This window comes from Kangiella spongicola, from assembly GCF_003194565.2.
GTDB lineage: Bacteria > Pseudomonadota > Gammaproteobacteria > Enterobacterales > Kangiellaceae > Kangiella > Kangiella spongicola.
The window spans coordinates 473940-496493 of sequence record NZ_QICH01000001.1 but is presented as its reverse complement, the minus strand read 5'-3'; the positions used below and the strand labels follow the sequence as shown (position 1 = coordinate 496493).

The 22554-nt window shown below is 43.1% G+C and carries 25 protein-coding genes; 13 read left to right on the top strand and 12 right to left on the bottom strand.

Annotation, left to right across the window (positions count from 1 at the left end; translation table 11 throughout):
* Window positions 1–4: 4 nt before the first annotated feature.
* From pilQ to DL796_RS02060, 10 genes are all read left to right on the top strand, one after another.
* Window positions 5–2170 carry a type IV pilus secretin PilQ gene (gene pilQ / locus DL796_RS02105; protein ID WP_110199506.1) on the top strand — a complete coding sequence of 722 codons (2166 nt, stop codon included), beginning with the start codon at window positions 5–7 and terminating at the stop codon, window positions 2168–2170.
* Window positions 2171–2267: 97 nt separating this feature from the next.
* A complete protein-coding gene (gene aroK, locus DL796_RS02100) occupies window positions 2268–2792 on the top strand; it encodes a shikimate kinase AroK (protein ID WP_110199504.1) in 525 nt (174 codons plus the stop codon).
* An 8-nt stretch (window positions 2793–2800) separates the two neighbouring features.
* The gene (aroB, locus tag DL796_RS02095) at window positions 2801–3895 is read left to right on the top strand and encodes a 3-dehydroquinate synthase (RefSeq protein ID WP_110199502.1); all 1095 of its coding nucleotides are present in this window, start codon (window positions 2801–2803) and stop codon (window positions 3893–3895) included.
* 115 nt (window positions 3896–4010) lie between these two features.
* Entirely contained in the window at window positions 4011–5351 is a 1341-nt protein-coding gene (locus tag DL796_RS02090) for an SPOR domain-containing protein (RefSeq protein ID WP_227592931.1), read from the top strand.
* Window positions 5352–5456: 105 nt separating this feature from the next.
* Complete coding sequence (hemE, locus tag DL796_RS02085) at window positions 5457–6524, top strand: uroporphyrinogen decarboxylase (RefSeq protein ID WP_110199500.1); 1068 nt, start codon at window positions 5457–5459, stop codon at window positions 6522–6524.
* Window positions 6525–6537: 13 nt separating this feature from the next.
* Window positions 6538–7512: a hydrolase gene (locus DL796_RS02080; protein WP_110199498.1), complete on the top strand. Its 975-nt coding sequence runs from the start codon at window positions 6538–6540 to the stop codon at window positions 7510–7512.
* A 114-nt stretch (window positions 7513–7626) separates the two neighbouring features.
* Window positions 7627–9018 carry a coniferyl aldehyde dehydrogenase gene (locus DL796_RS02075; protein ID WP_110199496.1) on the top strand — a complete coding sequence of 464 codons (1392 nt, stop codon included), beginning with the start codon at window positions 7627–7629 and terminating at the stop codon, window positions 9016–9018.
* A gap of 53 nt (window positions 9019–9071) precedes the next feature.
* Entirely contained in the window at window positions 9072–9554 is a 483-nt protein-coding gene (gene coaD / locus DL796_RS02070; RefSeq protein ID WP_110200690.1) for a pantetheine-phosphate adenylyltransferase, read from the top strand.
* A gap of 70 nt (window positions 9555–9624) precedes the next feature.
* Window positions 9625–9888, top strand: coding sequence for a YfhL family 4Fe-4S dicluster ferredoxin (locus DL796_RS02065; protein WP_110199494.1), 264 nt, complete (start codon window positions 9625–9627; stop codon window positions 9886–9888).
* 36 nt (window positions 9889–9924) lie between these two features.
* Window positions 9925–10680, top strand: a complete 756-nt coding sequence (locus DL796_RS02060; protein WP_110199492.1) for a patatin-like phospholipase family protein — start codon at window positions 9925–9927, stop codon at window positions 10678–10680.
* Here DL796_RS02060 and DL796_RS02055 read toward each other — a convergent pair.
* From DL796_RS02055 to radC, 8 genes are all read right to left on the bottom strand, one after another.
* A complete protein-coding gene (locus tag DL796_RS02055; RefSeq protein ID WP_110199490.1) occupies window positions 10677–10976 on the bottom strand; it encodes a DUF3301 domain-containing protein in 300 nt (99 codons plus the stop codon). The genes DL796_RS02060 and DL796_RS02055 overlap by 4 nt on opposite strands.
* On the bottom strand, window positions 10973–11335 hold the full coding sequence (locus DL796_RS02050; RefSeq protein ID WP_110199488.1) for an MmcQ/YjbR family DNA-binding protein: 363 nt from the start codon (window positions 11333–11335) through the stop codon (window positions 10973–10975). The genes DL796_RS02055 and DL796_RS02050 overlap by 4 nt, the downstream gene beginning before the upstream one ends.
* Window positions 11336–11420: 85 nt before the next feature.
* Window positions 11421–11840, bottom strand: coding sequence for an ExbD/TolR family protein (locus tag DL796_RS02045; RefSeq protein ID WP_110199486.1), 420 nt, complete (start codon window positions 11838–11840; stop codon window positions 11421–11423).
* Between the two features lie 233 nt (window positions 11841–12073).
* Complete coding sequence (locus DL796_RS02040) at window positions 12074–12481, bottom strand: ExbD/TolR family protein (protein WP_110199484.1); 408 nt, start codon at window positions 12479–12481, stop codon at window positions 12074–12076.
* 136 nt (window positions 12482–12617) lie between these two features.
* The gene (mutM, locus tag DL796_RS02035) at window positions 12618–13427 is read right to left on the bottom strand and encodes a bifunctional DNA-formamidopyrimidine glycosylase/DNA-(apurinic or apyrimidinic site) lyase (RefSeq protein WP_110199482.1); all 810 of its coding nucleotides are present in this window, start codon (window positions 13425–13427) and stop codon (window positions 12618–12620) included.
* Window positions 13428–13560: 133 nt separating this feature from the next.
* On the bottom strand, window positions 13561–13716 hold the full coding sequence (gene rpmG, locus DL796_RS02030; protein ID WP_068988900.1) for a 50S ribosomal protein L33: 156 nt from the start codon (window positions 13714–13716) through the stop codon (window positions 13561–13563).
* Window positions 13717–13727: 11 nt separating this feature from the next.
* A complete protein-coding gene (gene rpmB, locus DL796_RS02025; protein WP_110199480.1) occupies window positions 13728–13964 on the bottom strand; it encodes a 50S ribosomal protein L28 in 237 nt (78 codons plus the stop codon).
* 187 nt (window positions 13965–14151) lie between these two features.
* On the bottom strand, window positions 14152–14826 hold the full coding sequence (gene radC, locus DL796_RS02020; RefSeq protein ID WP_110199478.1) for a RadC family protein: 675 nt from the start codon (window positions 14824–14826) through the stop codon (window positions 14152–14154).
* Window positions 14827–15075: 249 nt separating this feature from the next.
* Here radC and coaBC point away from each other — a divergent pair, with 249 nt between their 5' ends.
* The 3 genes from coaBC to slmA are packed head-to-tail and all read left to right on the top strand — an operon-like array spanning window position 15076 to window position 19405.
* The gene (gene coaBC, locus DL796_RS02015) at window positions 15076–16281 is read left to right on the top strand and encodes a bifunctional phosphopantothenoylcysteine decarboxylase/phosphopantothenate--cysteine ligase CoaBC (RefSeq protein ID WP_110199476.1); all 1206 of its coding nucleotides are present in this window, start codon (window positions 15076–15078) and stop codon (window positions 16279–16281) included.
* A gap of 35 nt (window positions 16282–16316) precedes the next feature.
* A complete protein-coding gene (locus DL796_RS02010) occupies window positions 16317–18797 on the top strand; it encodes a phosphomannomutase/phosphoglucomutase (protein WP_110199474.1) in 2481 nt (826 codons plus the stop codon).
* Between the two features lie 14 nt (window positions 18798–18811).
* Entirely contained in the window at window positions 18812–19405 is a 594-nt protein-coding gene (gene slmA, locus DL796_RS02005; protein WP_110199472.1) for a nucleoid occlusion factor SlmA, read from the top strand.
* 58 nt (window positions 19406–19463) lie between these two features.
* Here slmA and DL796_RS02000 read toward each other — a convergent pair whose 3' ends face one another.
* The 4 genes from DL796_RS02000 to rsmA form a co-directional block, all read right to left on the bottom strand.
* Complete coding sequence (locus DL796_RS02000; protein WP_110199470.1) at window positions 19464–20429, bottom strand: hypothetical protein; 966 nt, start codon at window positions 20427–20429, stop codon at window positions 19464–19466.
* Between the two features lie 37 nt (window positions 20430–20466).
* Window positions 20467–21111 (bottom strand): orotate phosphoribosyltransferase, encoded by a 645-nt coding sequence (gene pyrE, locus DL796_RS01995; protein WP_110199468.1) that lies wholly within the window; start codon window positions 21109–21111, stop codon window positions 20467–20469.
* Between the two features lie 219 nt (window positions 21112–21330).
* Window positions 21331–21666 carry a PilZ domain-containing protein gene (locus tag DL796_RS01990; RefSeq protein WP_110199466.1) on the bottom strand — a complete coding sequence of 112 codons (336 nt, stop codon included), beginning with the start codon at window positions 21664–21666 and terminating at the stop codon, window positions 21331–21333.
* Between the two features lie 71 nt (window positions 21667–21737).
* Window positions 21738–22550 (bottom strand): 16S rRNA (adenine(1518)-N(6)/adenine(1519)-N(6))-dimethyltransferase RsmA, encoded by an 813-nt coding sequence (rsmA, locus tag DL796_RS01985; protein WP_110199464.1) that lies wholly within the window; start codon window positions 22548–22550, stop codon window positions 21738–21740.
* Window positions 22551–22554: the final 4 nt, after the last annotated feature.

Below are 22554 nucleotides of genomic sequence, written 5' to 3'. Positions count from 1 at the left end.
AACGATGCATATTATAAATGAAGAATGGATGAACAAGTCAGAATTGGGTAAAACGACTATGTTGACAAAGATGAATAAATTGATGAAAAGTTGCACTTTTGTAATAGGGGCAACACTATTTTCTTGGGGCGTCCAGGCCAGCCAACTGCAATCTATAGATTACAATGTGTTGCCCGGAGACAAGGTAATGGTTCGTATGAGCTATTCTGACACTCCGCCGATGCCACAAGAGTTTACCACCTCGAACCCTGCACGAATCTCAATGGACTTCTCTGGGGTAGGTTCAAGCTTAGGTTATAAGACTAAAGACATTGGTGTTGGTGCTGTTGGCTCAATTACTGCTATTGAAGCGCAAGATCGTACTCGTGTGGTGATTAACCTATCTGAATTAGTGGCCTTTAATAGCCAAATTCAAGGTAACGATTATTTAGTAACGCTTGAGTCGGGTACTGCTCCGGCTATGACTTCGAATAAGTCTAATACTAGCTCAAGTTACACCTCATCTAGTTCAAATTATGATATTGAGGCTGTAGATTTTCGCCGAGGTACTTCTGGAGAAGGTCGTGTTTTGGTTAATCTAGGCGCTGCAAATGTCAATGTGGACTTACGCCAAGAAGGTCGTACGGTCATCGCAGACTTTATCGGTAGCGATATAGACCCAAGCTTTATTCGTAGATTAGACGTTATCGATTTCGGCACGCCTGCCCAGCTAGTTGAAACGACTCGTCGCGGTGATAACGTTCGCTTAAAAGTTCGTGGTAACGATGCATTTGAATATTTAGCGTATCAAGCAGATGACCTATACACAATTGAGCTCAAACCACTTTCTAAACAAGAAATTGAGCGTCGTGAGCGTGAAAAGCCAAAGTACACAGGTGAAAAATTAACACTTCAGTTCCAAGATATGGATCTAAAAGCAATTTTGCACACCTTAGGTGACTTCGCGGGCATTAATATTGTTATTAGTGATGACGTGCAGGGTTCTATGGCTCTAAACCTAGTCAATGTACCTTGGGACCAAGCGCTAGATATCATTTTAAAATCAAAAGGTCTTGATAAGCGTAAAGACGGAAACGTCATGATGATTGCTCCGGCAGATGTCATTGCGGCTCGTGAACAACAAGAGCTAGAAGCAAGTAAGCAACAAGAAGAGCTCGCACCATTAAGAACAGAGCTTATTCAAATAAACTACGCAAAAGCAGCTGAAATTGCTGGCCTATTATCAGCTTCTGGTGGAACAGACTCTCCATCTATAGGGGTGCTTTCTGAGCGAGGCGCTGTTTCAGTAGATGTAAGAACAAACACGCTAATTGTAAAAGATGTAGCTTCAAAACTTGAAGATGTACGTCGCCTTATAAATCAGCTAGATATTCCTGTGGAGCAAGTGCTTATTGAAGCAAGAATCGTAACTGCGTCCGATGGCTTTGCCCGTGATTTGGGTACAAGATTTGGTATTAGCGACTCAATGAACTCTGGTGAAGTAGGTGTTTCTGGCACTGTTGTCGATGCAGGCCGAATAAATGGCTCTGTTCAAGGAGACCGAAACCAAAATGATGGCTTTAATGTAAACCTACCTGTAGCTAACCCAGCAGGATCATTAGGGCTTTCATTTGCACGCTTGGCGGATGGCATTATTGTTGATATGGAATTATCAGCACTTGAAGCTGAAAACCGAGGTGAGGTTGTAGCTAGCCCAAAAGTCATCACAGCTAACCAAAAAGAAGCCTTTATTAAAGCTGGTGAAGAGATTCCATACTTACAGGGTGGTTCATCAGGTGCTTCGAACATTCAGTTTAAAGAAGCCGTATTGGAGCTAAAGGTAACTCCTCAGATAACTCCTGACGGTCGTGTATTCTTAGACTTAGCGATAACGCAAGACACTCGTGGCGAAGAAGTTTTATTTACGACTCCGGACGGCTTTGCCGTAGGTGGTGCTCCAGCGATTAATACTCAAGAAATTGGCACTCAAATTCTGGTTGATAATGGAGAAACGATTGTTCTTGGTGGTATCTTCCAACACAGGACTAAGTTAGATAAAACAAAAGTACCACTATTGGGTGATATTCCACTATTAGGTTGGTTGTTCCGCAATACGTCGCGAGAAGACTCTAAAGAGGAACTATTAATCTTTGTAACACCAAAAATCATTAAACAAGGCTTGAAATATTAGTCAAACATACCCAAATACTAAAAACCTAGGTATAATCGCGTGCCTGGGTTTTTGGTTTTTCATATTTGGTTAATTAAAAAAGAGTTCAAAGTTAATAATGAAAGGTAAGCGCAATATCTTCCTAGTAGGACCAATGGGTGCGGGTAAAACCACCATTGGAAAGCAGCTGGCTGAAATCTTAAAGCTCGAATTTGTGGATAGTGATCACGTACTAGAAGAGCGTACTGGTGCGCCTATCGACTGGATCTTTGATATCGAAGGTGAAGAAGGCTTCCGTGTTCGTGAAGAAAAAATCATTGAGGAGCTAACACAAGAGCAAGGTATCGTGCTTGCAACAGGCGGAGGTGCAGTTGTTTCAGACAAGAGTCGCAACCACCTTGCTGCAAGAGGTGTTGTTGTTTATTTAGAAACTTCTATAGAGCAGCAGTTAGAAAGAACTCGCCGTGACAAAAGACGCCCACTTATTCAGCATGGGAACCCAAGAGAAACTCTTGAGGCGCTTATGAAAGAAAGAGAGCCTCTTTATACTGAAATTGCCGACCTTACCGTAGCCACCAATATTAGTTCGGTAAAATCTGTAGCAAAAGAAATTGTTGAGTTGATGGAACAACCTATAGCCTAGAGCAACCTTTGAATATTCTGGATTTACAACTACCAACTAAAAGTTCGGATTATCAAATACTTATCGGAAAGGATTTACTCTCTGATAGCAACAATTTCTCATCTGTTATTAAAGGGCAACAAGTTTTTATTGTCAGCAATGAAACCGTTGCCCCTCTCTATCTAAAAGTCCTAAAAAATTCTCTCAGTCAATACGAGACTCACAGCTACATCCTGAAGGATGGCGAAAAGTACAAATCACTAGGTAGTCTCGAAGATATCCTTGATTCTATGCTGAAAGTCGGTTTACGTCGTAATGCGACATTAATTGCATTAGGTGGAGGTGTTGTGGGTGATATAAGTGGTTTTGCTGCCGCGATTTACCAGAGAGGAATTAGCTTTATTCAAGTCCCTACGACGCTTTTATCACAAGTTGACTCTTCAGTCGGAGGGAAAACGGCAGTGAACCACCCTTCTGGTAAAAACATGTTAGGGGCATTTCATCAGCCCGTTCGCGTGGTAACCGACCTTAATACGCTAAAAACATTACCCAAAAGAGAGTTTTTAGCGGGCGTTGCTGAGATTATAAAAGCTTCCGTGATTGCAGATAGAGATTTCTTTGAATGGCTTGAACTGAATACTGAAAGTATTTTGGCTCAAGAATCAGCTACTCTAGCTACAATGATTCAAAGGGCCTGTGGTATTAAAGCCAAAATAGTCAGTCTCGATGAGAAAGAGCAAGGTGTTAGGGCTTGGCTAAACCTGGGGCACACATTTGGACACGCAATTGAAAGGGCTTTAGGGTTTGGCAAGTTGTTACATGGCGAAGCAGTAGCTATTGGAATGGTGATGGCTGCAGAATATTCCGTAAAACTAGGCTTATTAAGCCCATCAGAGTCTGTTGCAATTAAGCGACTTACCCAAGGATTTGGGCTACCTACGAACATCGAAACCCAAGTTGATGACGTTAGCACCTCAGAATTAGTATCAGCGATGGCTTTGGACAAGAAGAATGTTGACACAGATCTCACTCTGATTTTGCCAAAAGCGATTGGGAAGGTTACTATTGAACATAATATAAAAACTCAAGATGTTGAACAGTTCATTGAGCAATATCTTGAATAAATAACATAACAAGGCATTGTTTTAAATGGCTTTTTCACAGTCCCTAAACCCAAATGTTTTAGAAAAGCATAATCGAGTATTGTACTTACCCTCGAGTTGGAACCGGTTAATAAGCTTGATTAAGTATCAAGTGCCTAACGGTGGCTTTGCCGTTATGGAAGGGGAGTTTGGTTCTGGGAAGTCATCCTTCGCTAAGATATTTGAAAAAAAAGTGGTGCTGGATGAAAAAATTGACTGCCAAATTGTTCAAGTTCACCCTTTAAGTACAATTCAACAGATCCAGGCTCAACTGCCTAAGAAGCCTGAAAAACCGTTGATAGTTATCATTGACGACGCCCACGAAGCCTCAACTTTGTTGTTGCAAAAGTTTACTCAACCACAAGAAAACATATATTGGTTGTTATTGGCCGAGCCAGGAATTGACGAGCGAGTTGATGCTTTTGCAGAAAGAAAAGTCGAGTTGCCGCTCTTTTCTAAAGAAGATTGTTATGAGTTCCTACAAAAGCAGCTTCAAGATCAACCGAAATACGTCCAAGTCTCTCAAATGCAGAGTGATACTATCTGGTATTCTAGCCAAGGATTACCGAAAAACATTATCGACCAAGCAAAGCAAAATCTTAGTAAGCTTTTTTCGGGGCAAGAAAGTAGTGAAAACTTCGAAAAAGCGAATAAAAGTTGGTATATGACAGCTGCGCTAGGCGCCGCTGGACTCGCCTTCATTGTATTGTTAATCATTAATATAGCGACGAATGATGACGATACTGAGAATGGAGTTGAAGCGCCAGGCGGTGAGTTGGTTATCGAAAGCCTCGAAACTGGCGCTGAGCAAAATAGCTATACATCGAGTGAGCAACCAGAAACAACAGTTCTTAGCAAAGATAACCTAGGTAGCTCTGGACCAGATCAGTTGTCTGATTCTAGAAATAATACAGAACAGTTTGGGAATGAATTTAGAACTGTTGAAAACAGTGCATCATCCACTAGCGACATGACTATAAGCGCTAATGGAGGCGAGCAGCACACCGACAAATCAAAACCCGATAATCAGCCTTCACTCTCTCAAGCCGAGGTTGATGAAGCCGCTGAGTCGAGCGATCCCATTGAGTCTATTGCACTGAAAGTCGCACGCAAGGATGTTGTAGCAACAGCAGAGCCACGACAGAATGAGGATTTCAATAGCTGGCTAGCCCGTCACTCTCAAGACGCATACAGCATGCAGTTGTTTTCTCATACAGAGAAAGCTGCCGCTGAGCGATTCCAAAAATCGTTAGATCTTGCTGACAGCTATGTCTATCAGGCAAATTTAGACGGAAAAATCCGCTACCGAGTGCTGTGGGGGGCTTTTGATACCCGCGCCGAAGCTCAGCAAGCCATAGAATCATTACCAGAAGATATTCTGGCGCAACAGCCGTGGATTCGACAGTTTTCCGCTATCGCCAAGGAAGTTTCGCAGTAAACCGCTAATACTAGCTGAATAAAGGCTGCTTTCGCAAGATTAGGCTGTTTTCATGCGCCGTTCCATCTATAATAGCGTGCAACAGAGACTAACTTTTTGAGTACCATGAGCCATCCACTCGTTAATGATCGTTATATCAAAGCCACCCTCCAGCAAGACACAGATCGCACGCCAATTTGGATGATGCGCCAAGCTGGTCGATACTTACCAGAATACCGCCAGTTGCGAGCAGAAGCGGGTAGCTTTATGGATTTATGCACTAATCCAGAATTAGCTTGTGAAGTAACCTTACAGCCGTTACGTCGATTCCCTCTAGATGCCGCAATTTTATTCTCAGATATTCTAACGATCCCAGATGCCATGGGGCTTGGTCTTTACTTCACGCCTGGCGAAGGCCCCGCCTTTAAAAAAGCTGTACGTGATGAAAAAACGGTTAAAGAATTACCAATCCCAGACCCAAATCAAGAGCTTAAGTACGTGACAGATGCTGTCAGTACGATTCGTCGTGAGTTGAAGGGCAGTGTCCCCTTAATCGGTTTTTCGGGCAGTCCGTGGACCTTGGCGACCTATATGGTCGAAGGCGGTCCAACTAAAAACTTCTCAGAAGTGAAAGGTATGATGTATGGCAACCCCAAGGCTATGCACTTATTGTTGGACAAACTTGCTGACTCAATCATTGTTTACCTTAACGCACAGGTCGAAGCCGGCGCACAGGCGTTGATGATTTTTGATACGTGGGGTGGGGTTTTATCACCTCAGGCCTATCAAGAATTCTCTTTACGCTATATGAGCAAAATTGTTGATGGCTTGAACCGTGAAAAAGATGGTCAGCGCATTCCAGTTACCTTGTTTACGAAAGGTGGTGGCAAATGGTTGGATATCATGGCTGAATCAGGCTGTGATTGTCTTGGTGTTGATTGGACGACGGATTTAAGCGAAGCCAGACAGCGTGTGGCGGGTAAAACAGCACTCCAAGGTAATATGGACCCTTCGTTACTTTACGCTTCTGATGAAAGAATTCGTGAAGAGGTCGAGACTATTTTAGCTAGCTATGGACACGGTAACGGTCATGTGTTTAATTTAGGACATGGCATCCATCAATTCGTTAAGCCGGAAAAAGCAGGCGTCTTTATTGAGGCGGTGCACGAGCTAAGTAAAAAATACCATCAATAATTCATAGGGTTCTATGTTAAAGGAAAGTCATTTTGAGCCACCTTGGTGGCTCAAAAATCGCCATCTACAAACATTCTGGGCGCCGTTAGCGCCTAGATTACCATTACCTAAAATGGTCCGTCAGCGACTAGAGCTGAGCGATGGTGATTTTATCGACATGGATTGGGTCAACCCTGAAAGAGACGCACCTACAGTCGTCTTGTTGCATGGTTTGGAGGGAGACATAAACTCCCCTTATTTACGCCGTATGCTTTTCCAGATCGAGCAGCGCCGCTGGCGTGGTGTTTTAGTCTATTGGCGCGGTTGTAGCGGAGAAGATAATCGACTGGATAAAACCTATCATTCAGGGCGAAGTGATGACTTGGACGAAGTTATTGCAGAGATTCATGCCAGCAAAGCGCCAGATAAGTTGTTTGTTGCCGGATATTCATTAGGCGCTAATGTGCTCTTAAAGTGGCTCGGCGAGCAGCAAGATAAAGCACAAATTGATGCTGGCTGTGCCGTGTCGACGCCATTTAACTTATCAATCTGTGCTGATTCGATTGATCAAGGCTTTTCTAAAATCTACAAATACTTTTTATTAAACTCGATGAAAAAGCGTATTGTTCGTAAATTTCCTGAACACCGCTTGTTAGAGCTTTTAAATTTATCGCCAAGAGACGTGATGGCGATTAACTCCTTCCGCGAATTCGATAATCGAGTCACCTCATTTTTAAATGAATTTGAAGATGCTGATGACTATTATCGAACAGCTTCGAGTATTTATTATATAGGCACCATCAAAAAGCCAGCTTTAGTCATTCATGCCGCGGACGATCCTTTTATGTCGCCTGAAATCATACCTAGGGAAGACCAGCTACCTGACAGCTTGGAGTTGTTGATTAGTGAATATGGTGGCCATGTTGGTTTTGTTGCAAGCCCAGGTAGCAAAGGTGTCAGCTTCTATCTAGAAGAAACCATTTTAGGTTACTTTGATCCCTTCTTATAATCACCACTAGCAACAGCTAAGGCTTAAAAATAGTCTGCTCTCATGTGATTAGGAGTCATGCCCTTAATCTGTTAAGCTAGATTTAATTAACCTATTGATATCTATATTTTTATTATGGAATTACAGAACACGCTGAAGTCGCTCAAACAACACTATCAAGACGATCCTTATCCAAGTTTGGAGAAGCGTGACCACCTTCTTCGCCAACTGAAACGTATGTTGTTACAAAACCAAGATGCCATTAAAAAGGCACTTAATGATGACTTCGGCTACCGCACGCCCTTCGAAACCGAATTTGCAGAAATTTATCCTGCCCTAAATTCCATTAGTTTTACACGAAAGTCTCTGGCTCAGTGGATGGCGCCAAGCAAGCGTCCTGTGGATATTTGGTTTAAGCCAGCTAAAGCAAAGATCATGTATCAGCCCCTGGGTGTAGTTGGAGTTATTGTTCCTTGGAACTACCCGTTATTTTTAGCTTTGGGACCTTTAATTGGCGCTTTAGCTGCGGGAAACCGAGTCATGCTGAAAATGTCGGAGTTCACGCCAAGCTTTAGCCAACTGTTTGCAGAGCTTTGTGAGCAATACCTAGGATCTGAGCAAGTAGTCGTCATTAATGGCGGTGCAGACATTGGTGAAGCGTTTTCTAAGTTAGCTTTTGACCATCTCGTTTTTACAGGATCGACCAATATTGGCAAAAAAGTTATGGCAGCGGCAAGCGAAAACCTCACACCAGTAACCCTAGAGCTAGGTGGCAAGTCGCCGGTTATAGTCGATAAAAAGTTTCCTTTGAAAACTGCAGTGGAGCGGATATTGTTTGGTAAGCTACTAAATGCTGGCCAAACTTGCTTAGCTCCTGATTATGTTTTTGTACCTGAGGCAAAAACTGAAGAGTTTGTGCGTTTATCGCAAGAAACTGCTCGAAAATTCTATCCAGAGTGGCGCGAGAAAGATTATACAGCTTTAGCCTCCGATAAGCAGGTGAAGCGTTATCAGGAAATGCTTCAAGACGCGAAGGAGAAGGGCGCTAAGATAGTCCCCCTTTTTGAACACGAAGCTGATCAACTTGTTGATAACAAAGCTGTGCCAACACTGGTCTTAAATACTTCGCCAGACATGTTGATTAGACAGCAAGAGATTTTCGGTCCTCTGCTACCGGTAGTACCCTATCAAGAACACTCTGAAGCTGTTGCTTGGATAAATCAACAGCCGCGTCCACTGGCGCTTTACTTATTCAGCCATAATAAAAAAGTCACGAATCATTATATGCTGAATACGATCTCAGGTGGCGTCACCTTGAATGATACCATTTTGCACGTGAGCCAAGATGAGCTACCATTTGGTGGTGTTGGTGCGAGCGGAATGGGCCACTACCATGGTCACGAAGGCTTCAAAACATTCTCAAAGGCAAAGAGTATCTATCAGCAAAGACGCTTTTCTGGCGTAAAACTGATGTACCCACCGCCGTCTAAGTTTTCAAAATTTTTACTGGGCATCATGAAGCGGTAATCTCGTTGACTTGATACCTTAAGCGAACAGCCAGAATTTGAATGAAGTTGTCTATGAAGAAAATAGTTTTATACCCAGGAACCTTTGATCCCATTACTAAGGGGCATATGGATCTTGTTAAAAGAGCTTGTCGATTATTTGATACAGTAATTATAGCTGTAGCAGACAGCCCCTCGAAAAAGCCGTTATTCAACTTGGAAGAGCGAGTGGGTATGGTGCGCGAAGTTTTTAAGGGCAACAGCCAAGTCCAAGTCGAGGGATTTAACGGCTTGTTGGCACACTTTGCGCAAGATAAAGGAGCGCTAGCGGTACTTCGTGGGATTCGTGCGGTATCGGATTTCGAGTTTGAATTTCAGCTAGCCAATATGAATCGTCATCTAGATCCTGATTTAGAATCTATATTTTTAACGCCATCGGAAAAGTATTCCTACATTTCGTCTTCATTAGTGAGGGAAGTGGCGTCTTTAGGTGGTGATATCACAGCATTTGTTGACTCGACTGTACAGCAAGCTCTAGAGCAGAAATTTTCACAATAAGTCTCGAACTTGCCTAACATATAAGCGATAATAGTCTTTAGCTCATTAACGAACCGTTGGTTTAAATAGTATGTCATTAATCATTACAGACGAATGTATCAACTGCGACGTTTGTGAACCTGAATGCCCGAATGAGGCCATTTATCAGGGGGAGGAAATCTACGAGATTGATCCGGACAAGTGCACCGAGTGTGTTGGCCATTATGATGAGCCACAATGTCAGCAAGTGTGCCCGGTGGATTGTATTCCTCTTGATGAAAATAATCCTGAAACGGAAGAGCAGTTGATTGCCAAGTACGAACGTTTAACTGGCGAAAGTTACGTTGAAGTTTAGTACCTTGAGCTGGGGGATTACAGCTCTAATATTCCTATGACCCTACAAGACTGGTTGTCCCAAGAGCCATTCACTTTAACCCTGTCCTCAGGGTTTTTTAGTTTTTTTGCGCATACCGGCATGCTGGCCGCATTAGAAGAGCAAGAGTTACTTCCACAAAGGGTAACGGGCTCGAGTGCAGGAGCGCTAGTTGCCGCTTGCTGGGCATCTGGGTTGAGTACCGCTGAATTAAAAAATATTCTGTTTGAGTTGAAGCGATCTGATTTCTGGGATCCGGGCTTTGGTTGGGGCTTGCTGAAAGGTGAGAAATTTCGACAAATTTTAACTGATATCTTGCCCGTTGAAACCTTTGAAGAGTGTCGAGCTGATCTTTCGTTGTCGGCTTATGATATTAAGACCAAATCAACCGTGATAATCAACAGTGGCGAATTGGTATCGGCGATTTATGCCTCGTGTGCCATCCCTTTTTTATTCCAGCCATTAAATTACCACGGCTATCGCTTGTTAGATGGCGGTATTAAAGACCGACCTGCCCTAGCTGACGTGGCTCTGGATGAGCGAGTTTTTTATCATCACATAGTGTCCGTTTCACCCTGGCGCAGTAAGAAATCAAAAGCATTGGAAGTTCCACAAAGAGATAACTTAGTCTCGTTACAGTTGTTTGACTTGCCTCGCTGTGGGCCGACAAAACTCCATCTTGGGCCTGAAGCCTTTGTCGCCGCTTATAATGCGACGAAAAGGGCGTTGAAACGTGATATTGGCGCCGACCGCAAAGTGGCGTTAGCAGTTTAAGCCGACTCCATTTCGACAATAACGGGCCATTTTCCCCGCATAACGATAAATCCAGCATAGCGTTGAGCGCCGTCTGTGGCGAACTCGAATTGGTAACGTCTTAAAAACTGACGCTTCCCATCTGAGTCCTTATCAAAATAAATCTTTTTTAGAGCGACATAGCCGTCAAGGTTTTGTACTGAGGCTTCCTCACAGGCTTTCTGAGCAGCTTTATAGGCATTTTCCTGTATACGCCTGTTATAAACCCAAATGCCAACGACAAGGGCAATGAGAAGGATTACAAATAATTGAGTCATATTTTAGAGTGCAAGGACTGCTGTTTCTTTTTACTTAATTTAGAGTAGACCATATCGTAAGAGCCTTTGATCAGAAGTTCCAGCTCTTTCTGGGGTAATGTTGCATTCTCGGTGATCGAAACCCAGTGGTATCTTGCGAGGTAAGGTGCCGGCTCGATTCCGTGCATATCAGTCAGTGCGATAAAGTCTGCTGGCGTGACTTTCAAACACAATTGTTTACTGCCCTGTACGCTAGAGTCACAACAAAAAACGGTAAACATTTTCTCAGCGATACAGTAAGTTCTATCCGCGCCCCACTTGAGATCAAATTTGGCACCTGGCAACTGTTCACAAAAATGCTCTAAGTTATTATAGTTCATTTTCAATATAAAACCCCAGGCAATAAAAAAAGGTGGCACTGGCCACCTTTTATTACGCTTTCGATAAGCTTACTCGAAACGTTTATTAGTCTGCCGTAACCCAGCGAGCTACGTTGACTTTTGATACACCGGCAGAATTCGCTTGGTCAACTGCAGTTACTAGAACTTCGTTGACTGCATCTTCGTGCACACGTACCAAAACAGGCGAACGAGGGTCGACTGCTAGTTGAGTTTCGATGTTAGCTCGAATCGCTTCAGGATCAACAGAACGCTCGTTCATAAAGACATTGCTCTGACCGTCGATAGAAACCACGATTAATGGTGGTGGGTTCTTCGGCGGTGTTGTGTCTTGGTTCGTTGTTGGTCTTGCAAGCTCAATCGTATCTTCTTTGACGAATGACGTCGTTACAATGAAGAAAATCAACATGATGAATACGATGTCTAGCATCGGTGTCATGTCAATTGCCGTTTCGTCTTCGTCTCTATTTCTTCGTTTACTACGCATATATCTTTATCCTGTCGCACTTTTGTTGCTTCGGTGATGTTATTGAATCAACTTAAGCATTTGGCCCACAAAGGCGGCATTGTTTAAATGTGTCGTTAAAGTATAACCGCCACATTAAATGTGATCCAGCAAAAAATGTCTACCCTAAATGCAACAAAAGTTGCTAGTCGTACCTGTGGCGGTTGTCTGCTTATTTTAAAATCAAACGATTACAGGCTATTAGCTTTAACTAATTAAGGCCAGCGAGCCACACTAACGTTAGCCACGCCCGCTTTATTCGCTTGGTCGACCGCGGATACTAAGCTGAGGTTATGCGCGTCGCCATGGATTTTAACGATGACAGGAGCTTCGATATTGTTGACCAACCGACTTTCTAGGTTGGCTTGAATCGCCTCAATATCAATATTTCTATTATTAAAAAAGACCTGGTTATGTTCGTCGATAGAGACAATGAGCGGCGAGGTATCCTTATTACAATCTTGCTCACAAACGGTTGATGGACGAGTGATATCAACGCTCTGCGTTTGAACAAAGCTGGTTGTAACGATAAAAAATAGTAGCAAGATGAAAACGATATCTAGCATTGGGGTCATATCGGCTTGAACATTGTGTGACGTGTTCTTGGTTTTCTTTCTTAGCATATCTATACTCCTTCGATGGCCTCCTAAACGGCTGGCATTGATAATACTTAATGATCAAACTAAGTGAATACACCAAGTCATCTGACCAGCGCCTAGTTTCAACATAGCAAAAAAAGGAGCCAAGAACAATTTTAAACTAGCGCTGACACTTCGGGCAGTAAAAGCTGGAGCGTTGGCCAAGCACGATATTCTTAATAGGTGTTTGGCACTGGTTACAAGGCTGGTTTTCACGTCCGTAAACATTCAGCTCTTGAGCAAAATAGCCAGGCGAGCCGTCTGCCTGAGTAAAGTCTTTTAAGGTGGTTCCACCTTGCTCGATAGCTTTTGTCAGTACTTGCTGGATATTGTAAGCGAGTAGGCGACAGCGCTTTAAGCTTACGCGGTTGGCGGCTCTTTTCGGATGTATACCGCTTAAAAACAAAGATTCGCTAGCATAAATATTGCCAACCCCAACGACCACTGCATTGGTCATTATGGCGTTTTTAATGGCTCCTTTACGCTTACTGAGCTTTTGATGCAGGTAATCGCCATCGAAATCCTCAGACAAAGGCTCTGGGCCTAGGGAGTCAATGATGTCGAGTGTTTGACCCTTAGCCTGCCACAATACAGCGCCAAAGCGACGAGGATCATTTAATCGCAGCGCTTTGCCATTGTTGAAAATGACTTCAAAGTGATCGTGCTTTTTTAATGGAGTATCGGCATCAACAACACGCATTGCTCCTGACATGCCTAAGTGCATCACCACAGTACCGGCCTCGAAATGCCACAGCATGTATTTAGCACGACGCTGAATTTCACCGCTGATTTGCCCTTCCAACTGTTTTATTTCATTAGGAATTGGCCAACGTAACTTAGGCTGGTGAATATTCACAGCAATGATGGTTTGCCCAGTAATGTGCGGGGCTAATCCACGTGTTGTTGTTTCAACTTCAGGCAACTCTGGCATAAGGAATCTAATACTCAATTATTGAAAAGGCTATAATATTGTAATGCAGAATAGCAAAAAGCCCAGCGAGGCCGGGCTTTTTAATTGTTTTCTTGGAGGCAGAAAACAGTGAAACTAAATTAAAGCGGTTGTATTACTTAATTTTAGCTTCTTTGTACATAACATGCTTACGAATGGTTGGATCAAATTTTTTGATCTCCATTTTACCAGGCATGTTTTTCTTGTTTTTGTCAGTGGTATAGAAATGACCTGTACCAGCACTAGACACTAAACGGATTTTATCGCGCATCTTTCAGCTCCTTATACTTTTTCGCCACGAGCACGCAATTCAGCTAGCACAGTATCGATACCTTTCTTGTCGATAATGCGCATACCTTTTGCAGATACGCGTAGTTTTACGAAACGCTTCTCAGACTCAACCCAAAAACGGTGAGAGTGTAGATTTGGTAGAAAACGACGTTTTGTACGGTTTTTTGCGTGTGACACATTGTTGCCTGTCACTGGACGCTTACCCGTTACCTGACAAACTTTAGCCATGATATAGCCTCCAAAAAATAATCTTTACATTGGCGAGGAGATGAAATTATCTCACCGCTACTCTTCAAATAGGGCGCACTTTATACCAGAAAGGAGTGTCTTTGACAACTAAACTGACAATAAAAGCCCAATTTACACGTGTTTTTGCCAGTTCATCTAGCGAAACTCGAGTAAATGCCGAATTTGGTCATATTAAGCCATGCTCCGCAAAGGAGTAGCTTTTGTTGTGAGCGATAATAATATGGTCCAGCGTTCTTATATCTACCAGCTGTAAAGCTTGTTGGATACGGTCGGTAATTTGCCGATCGGAAGGGCTGGGCTCAAGGCAACCACTGGGGTGGTTATGCGCCAATATCACTGCGGCCGAATGATACCTTAGGGCCTGCTCCACCACAACCCTTGGATGCACTTCTGCACTATTAATTGTACCTTGGAACAGGGTTTCTTGGGCGATGAGTTGGTGTTGGTTATTTAGGAAAAGCACTAAGAATTGCTCACGCTTGTGATGACTGAGCAAGCTTGAGAGGAACTGTTTTACTTCATCGGGCGATGAAAAGCTTTGATTTAACTGTAAATTTTGCTGCAGGTAGCGTTTTGATAGCTCTAAACTTGCTTGAAGCTGGCAGTATTTTGCCGTGCCCATTCCTGGTTGCTCGGTAAAGGTTTTATGATCTGCCTCAAGCAATTGCCTTAATCCCCCAAATTGACTCAACAAATGTCGAGCTAAGTCCACCACATTGTAATTTCGAGTGCCGGTCCTGAGGAAAATGGCGAGTAGTTCCGCGTCGGAAAGGCTTTCTGCGCCATCGCGCATCAACCGTTCCCTAGGTCTTTCTTGTTGTGGCCATTCCATAATTTTCATGGCAGTAACGTCCTTGTATTTCGTTGTAATAATTGATTTCACCTATAGAGTAAGCCCTGCGTTAAGCATTAAGCTTTGGATGAGCCAAAATGACTCTTACGCAGCTAAAAACTATGGCAATCCGACAACCATAGTCTAAGGATCAAGTGTAGGGGCACTAAGGGGAGATGTAATTAAGAATTTGACTATAATTTTTGTGCGTAAAAGCGTAAACTTATAATTCATTATAAGTTAAATCAATCGGTTAGCATGAGTTTGCAAGGTAAAAAAATCCTGTTAGGAGTGACGGGCGGCATTGCTGCGTACAAAAGCGCAGAATTGAGTCGTTTGTTGATAAAAGCTGGCGCAGAAGTTCGAGTGGTGATGACTAAAGGCGCGCGAGCATTTATAACGCCAATGACTTTCCAAGCGTTGACGGGTAATCCTGTTCACGAGCACTTGCTTGATCCTGATGCCGAAGCTGCCATGGGACATATCGAATTAGCGCGCTGGGCGGATCTGGTTTTAATCGCTCCCGCCACTGCCGACGTCATCTCCAAGTTGACTCACGGTGCTGCCGATGATCTGCTGACGACTCTGTGCTTGGCAACCGCCGCTCCTGTGGCTGTGGCGCCGGCTATGAACCAGCAAATGTGGGCGAATAAAGCGACGCAAGCCAATGTTCTGACTTTATTGGAGCGAGATATTCAAGTTTGGGGCCCCGGTTCAGGAGAGCAGGCCTGTGGTGATACTGGCCTTGGGCGAATGCTTGAGCCTGCTGAGTTGTTACAACATACGGTACATTTTTTAAATGCTAAATCATTGCAAGGTCAGCACTGGGTAGTAACCGCCGGACCGACTGTAGAAGCGATTGATCCCGTGCGCTATTTAGCTAATCGCAGTTCGGGCAAAATGGGGTATGCCATTGCTGAAATGGCGTCTAAAGCAGGTGCTGAGGTTACTCTAGTCAGCGGCCCAGTGAGTTTGGATGTTCCTTTTGGAGTGAATTGCTTTAAAGTTGAAAGCGCTGAGGCTATGCTGAGGAAAGTGCAGGAAACGCTGCGTGATGATTCGGTATTTGTTGCTTGCGCAGCAGTTGCTGATTACAAACCGAAAACAGTGGCCACAGAGAAAATGAAAAAGTCTGGTGATGAAGGGCTAACAATCGAGTTAAGCCAAAATCCAGACATATTGAAGTGGGTTGCAGGGGAAACGAGTGCTTTTTGTGTGGGCTTTGCTGCTGAGACGCAGAATGTTAGCGACTACGCCAAGTCCAAAATGGAACGCAAAGGGATCACAATGATTTGCGCGAATGATGTCAGTCGCGATGATATTGGCTTTTCATGTGATCATAATGAATTACTGGTTTTTTATCGCGAACAGAATATTACAAAAGAACAACGAATTGGGCCAGCAAGCAAGGTAAAAGTTGCTGAGCAATTAATTGAGTTAATCCATCAGGTGCGTCCATCATAAAGTGACGTCAGCTTACGGGGAAAGAGGAGTCTTTAATGGGAAAAGGTAAAAGTTTAAGCAGCTTTTTTATTATACCTTTAGTGATTGGGTTAGTGATTTTGGTCGCGGTATCCGCGAGTTTATATTACTTGGGTATTCAAGATCCCCTAGAGAAACAGGCTCAACAGTTATTGGCTTCTCGGACTGCTGAGCGTGCGAGTTTAATCGAGCAAAGGATTCAGCAAATACAAAGCTCTTTGGATTTGGCAGCGCAGTCAGTTTTCGCAGAAGAATCTCCTAAAGTGGTTGAGAAGCTAAAGAAGCAAGTGCCAAAGCTTGAGAAGGTGGTGGTGTTTGAGAATAGCTCGATTCAGCCAGACGCCAATTCAGATCCAGTAATTACCCATGTAGTGATTGATTTATTAAGAAAAGCTGCCCAGGGTGAGAAAAGCAAGCCTGAGCTAATCCTTAAAAATGGTCAGCCGAGTTATATCGCTTTGACCGAAAAACTGGCAGATGACCGATTGATATTGGCAACGGTGAGCCTGACTGAAGTGAAGAGCCTGCTAGGCAAAGCAGATGGCGATAGTCGCTTAGAGCTACGACAAAACTTTGGTGACGCATCACATGTTGTGGCGGCTATTGGGAATGGCACTGCTGAAGGTGAGCCTTTATTAGAAACACAAAGTTTTGGTGCCAATTGGTCACTTGTATTATGGCAAAGAGTTAGCGCTTTTAGCACTGATGCAGGGCAGTTACCTTTACTGTTATTTATCGCGGCAGTGGTTGCATTTTTGATTGTTGGTTTGATGCCACTTCTAAGTATGAAACGACTTTTTGCGAATGACGCTCGAAAGTTTATTCAGGGCGTACAAGAGCAAAGCGTGACTCGTAAAAGCTATCAGCTAAGTTTCTTTAAAGATCTTGCCGCGGGGTATCGTCGAGCATCTTCTGGAGTTGAAATTGCTGAAGAAGCTGACGTTAGTAACAAGGCTCCAGAAGAACCAAAACCGCAACGCCGTAGAAGACGTGCGAAATCGACATCAGAAACTACCACAGCTGACGAGTCACCAGCACCAGTAGTGGCGAAAGAAACTGCTGCGGCACCAGCAGTTATGAAAAAAGAAACTATCAGCTTAGAAGTGGATGAGGGCAGTGCATCTAAAGCAATTAATCCTGACATCTTTCGTGAGTATGATATTCGTGGTGTTATCGGAGAGAATCTCGATGCAGAAACGGTTTATGTGATTGGCAAAGCGATAGGCAGCGAGGCCTATTCACGTGGCGAGCAAAGCATCGTAGTCGGTAGGGATGGTCGATTATCGAGCCCCAAACTACATAAAGCATTAGTCGAAGGTCTTGTTGCGAGCGGTAGAGACGTGATTGACCTAGGAATGGTGCCGACTCCGTTAGTGTATTTTGGAACTCATACATTAGGTTCGCGCTCAGGCGTGATGCTCACAGGTAGCCATAACCCTCCAGAACATAATGGTCTTAAGATAGTATTGGCTGGTGAGACGCTTTACGGGCAACAAATCCAAGACTTATTAAAGCGTATTCAAATGCAAGAATACTTTAACGGTAAAGGTAGCGTTAAAGAAGCCAGTGTTGAGCAAAGTTACCTTGATAAGTTATTGGCGGATATTAAAGTCGATAAACCGTTAAAAGTAGCGGTCGACTGTGGTAATGGCGTCACGGGAGACTTTGCACCAAAGATGTTACAAGCGCTTGGTTGCGAAGTAATTGGGCTTTATACCGATGTTGATGGAAACTTCCCGTACCATCACCCAGATCCAAACTCAGCGAAGAACCTTGAGGCTTTAGTTGATATGGTCATCAAAGAAAAGGCAGATTTGGGTATTGCTTTTGATGGAGATGGTGATCGAGTAGGAGTGGTCGATAATAAAGGCAAAATAATTTGGACAGACCGCTTGATGATGTTGTTTGCACAGGATATTTTATCGCGCAATCCTGGCGCTGAAATTATCTATGACGTTAAGTGTACGCGCTTTTTAAAAGATGTGATCAAGCAGGCTGGCGGACAGCCACTGATGTGGAAGACTGGGCACTCGCTGATGAAAGCTAAGATGCGTGAAACAGAAGCTCCTTTTGGTGGTGAAGGCAGCGGGCATTTATATTTCAATGAGCGCTGGTTCGGTTTTGATGATGCGCTTTATGCAGCTGCTAGACTATTGGAGATTTTAGGCAAATCACAAGCTACTTCTGCTGAGTTATTTGAAGAGCTACCAGAAGGTTTATCATCAGAAGAAATCAACGTTCCTGTGCCTGATAAGGTTAAATTCAAACTAATCGATGCGCTGGTGGCTAAAGGTGATTTTGGCGATGGTGAAATAAACACTATTGATGGCCTAAGGGTGGATTATAAACACCGCTGGTTACTGGCAAGAGCTTCCAACACAACACCGAGTATTGTGGTTAAATTTGAAGCCGACAATGAAGTATCGCTGGAAGCTGTTAAAGACATATTGAAAAGGCAATTGAAAAAAATTGCACCAAAAATAAAACTTAATTTCTAAAATTTGAGAGAAGCATGGCAACTAAAAATTCATCAAAACGAAAAAATGAAATATTACAAGCGCTAGCATTGATGCTTGAAAAAGATCCAGGGGAGCGAATAACAACAGCAAAATTAGCGAAGCAAGTTGGGGTTTCAGAAGCTGCGCTTTATCGGCACTTTCCAAGTAAAGCTCGAATGTTTGAAGGGCTGATTGAGTTTACTGAAGAAGCGCTATTTTCGCGAATTAATTTAATAGCTAAAGAGCAGGCGGTGCTTAGTGTGCAGTGCCAGCAAATACTAAGCTTGGTTTTAACTTTCGCTAGCAGAAACCCAGGGATCTGTCGGTTATTAACTGGTGAAGCGCTTTCAGGTGAACATGAGCGTCTCAGAGGCCGAATCAGCCAGTTATTCAATCGTATTGAGACTCAGATAAAGCAGCTATTTCGCCAGCACGAAGTTTCTACTAAGGCGAAATACACGCCTGAAGTCAGTAGCCGAGCAAATTTGCTATTAGCAACTGTAGAGGGGAGAATTCAGCAGTATGTTAGGACGGATTTTGTGCAGTCACCTTTAGCCAGCTGGGAAAGCCAGTGGCAGTTGCTCGAGCCGATTACTGTTGCAGATTAAGTATTACAGAAAGAAGAGCAAGCCATCGTTATGGGCTTGCTCTATTTATTATGATGGATTAACTACTTTTCTGAGAGATGTACTGAATAAACTCAGATTTTAAAAGACTAACTTTTTCACCCTGACAGAGTTTTTCCCCCGCTTCAGAGTCAAAACACTGCACTTCTAGCACGATTTGCATGGCATCATCGTCAGCAGGAATTCGGGTGATTGATAATCCTAGTTGCTCGTCACTTTTGGGCTTGCTTGAAATAATTAGGCTATCGGTCACAATCTCTAACTTGTTTGAAGCATTCTCATGAGCAAATATCTGCGCTAACTTCCAAGAGCGTTCGCAAGATTTCTGAGAGTCGCATTGTACCTTGGTAGCTGTTGGAAAAGAGCGTTGATTATCTGCATACTGCTCTATAAGGCGCATCGCTTGTAACTCTTTAAATCGTACCAAGTCATTTTTAAATTGCTCTTTAATAACCTCAACCTGAGACTCGTAACGTGCGATAGAGTTGGTGTTTTCTTGAATTTGTTCCTTAGTGGCGTTAATTTGAGTCAGGATCGATTTTGGAATCGCTTGACCTTTGCGCTCATAATTGGCGGCACTGGATTGCAAGTTTGAAAGTTTATTCTCTAAGCTTTTATTATGGCTAGACAGTATCGAAATGTTAATTTTTAGCGAAGCCATTTGGTTTTCTTCAGTGCGCTTAATGTCATCGGTAGTTCGGTACTGACGCAGTAACATTCGGTCATGCTGACGCATACGTCTTTCTTTTTCTTGTTGCTCTGCAATTTTTTCTTGGCGCAGTTCTTCCGCTATTTTCTCTTCTTTAGTCATAATGGGCGCGACTTTTTCGACTACGCGACCACTTTCATTGATGACTTCATAGCCTGACTTTAAGGCGGAGTTTGGTAAGTAGTCTTTCACCACAAGTCGACCATTACTATCTTTAAATCGATAATAATTTTTGGCATCGACAGAGCTCGATACGAGAATCAGACCTAAAAAAAGAAGTAAGTGTTTAAAGCTCATAGTGCTCCATTAAATATTGATCAATAACACCCAAGAGTTATTCGACGCCATAAGTTTCGCGATAGGCAAGAACTTTAGGGTAGAAGTTGCTGAAAGTTGGGTGATCTTTTAAGTAATCTAGCAGATCTGTCAACTTTATAATAGAAAATACAGGAATTCCGTAATCTTGTTCAACTTCTTGCACAGCTGAAAGCTCTCCAGTGCCTTTTTCTTGGCGGTCTAGGGCTATAAGAACAGCTTTAGGATTTGCACCGTTGTTTTTGATTATATCTATAGACTCTCGAATTGCCGTGCCAGCACTGATAACATCATCAATAATAAGAACATCACCATTCAATTGACTCCCAACAATATTACCGCCTTCACCGTGGTCTTTCTTTTCTTTACGGTTAAAACTATAAGGGGCGTTCACATCGTGATGCTCTGCCAGTGCCATCGTAGTACAGCTGACTAATGGAATGCCTTTGTAGGCTGGACCGAAGATAACATCAAATGGTATCTTTTGTTGGACAATGGTCTGCGCATAACAACGACCTAACTGTGCAAGATCTGCTCCACTATCGAAAAGGCCGGTGTTAAAAAAGTAAGGGCTTATTCGGCCGCTTTTAAGGGTGAATTCACCAAATTTTAGTACGTTCTTTGATAAGGCTAGTTCGATAAACTGTTTTTGATAGTCATGCATGATGGGTACGCTGAAAGGTCAATATAATCAGCCAACTATGATAACCTTATTTGATGCTAAAAAAAACTAGAACGCCGTGACGCAGTAATAAAGTATTGGTTGTCTGGACTGAATAGGGAAGAAGTGTGTGAAATGCTTAGCTTAAAGTATTTTGTCAAAAGGAAACTATGGCACCAGTAAACGGGCCAACCGAGTATGATATGAAGGTTTACAATAGGGTTAGGTAAATTCTAGAGCAATGGTATCTTCTTCAATCCGCATAACACGCATCGGGTGTAACACCATTTGGTCTTGATCTTCGCCTAAAATACCTTCTATGTGAACTTTTACTAAATCACCTTTTTTGAGCTGATGCTCTCCCGAGTTTTTTACGAGCACGCCGCCTTCTGAAATATCGAGGCTTTCAGAGATTAAAACTTCAGAGTTTTGTTGGCGAATTGCTATAGGAAGGTGTATGGATACACGGTAAAAGCGTCTCGCATCTTCTTGAGATTGCAAAGACTCATGCCGATTTGTGGCACTACTTTTACCCGACTTTTCTTGCTCTATTCTCATAGTTACTCCCGTAAATATGTCGTCCTTGTTCCTAATCTAGATTAGCAAAAAGTGTGAAAAAGTCCACAATTTTAGAAATCACGGTTTTCTATGGTCTTACAAATATTAATAAAGTCATCTAAGGAAAGTCTTTCTGCACGTTCGGTGGGTGAGATGCCGACTGTCTCAAAATCATCTGCAGAGAGCCAGTCTTTAAGGCTATTACGGATAGTTTTACGACGCTGGTTAAAGGCTGCTGTAACAACTTTGGCCAGTAAATCGGTATCGTTTACTGGATTCTTAATAGTTTTGTAGGGTTTAAGGCAAACGATGGCTGAATCCACTTTAGGCGCAGGCGAAAAGGCGCCGGGCGGTACAATAAATAACATGGCGGCTTGGCAATAATACTGAGCCATGACGCTTAGGCGACCATACTGTTTGGTCGCTGGAGCAGCACATAGGCGCTCAACAACTTCTTTTTGCAACATAAAGTACATATCTTGAATGACATGTCTTTGGCGCAGAAGGTGGAAAATTAAAGGGGTTGAGATATTGTAGGGCAGGTTGCCTACAATACGTAACTTTTCACCTGGTTGTGCTTGGAGTTGGGTAAAATCAAACTTCAAGGCGTCACTTTGATGAATCGTAAAGTTGTTGTGCTCGGCAAACTTCTTTTCTAATCTTGGTATCAAATCACGATCAAGCTCGACCACATCAAGCTTTCCAGCTTTTGTTACAAGGTGTTCGGTAATGGCTCCCAAACCAGGGCCGATTTCAACTAAGTGGTCACTCTCTTGTGCACCAATAGATTCAACAATTCTTGAAATGTAGAAATCGTCGGATAAAAAATTCTGACCAAAGCGCTTACGAGCTTGGTGACCTTGAACCACTTTTGAATTAACCATGAGT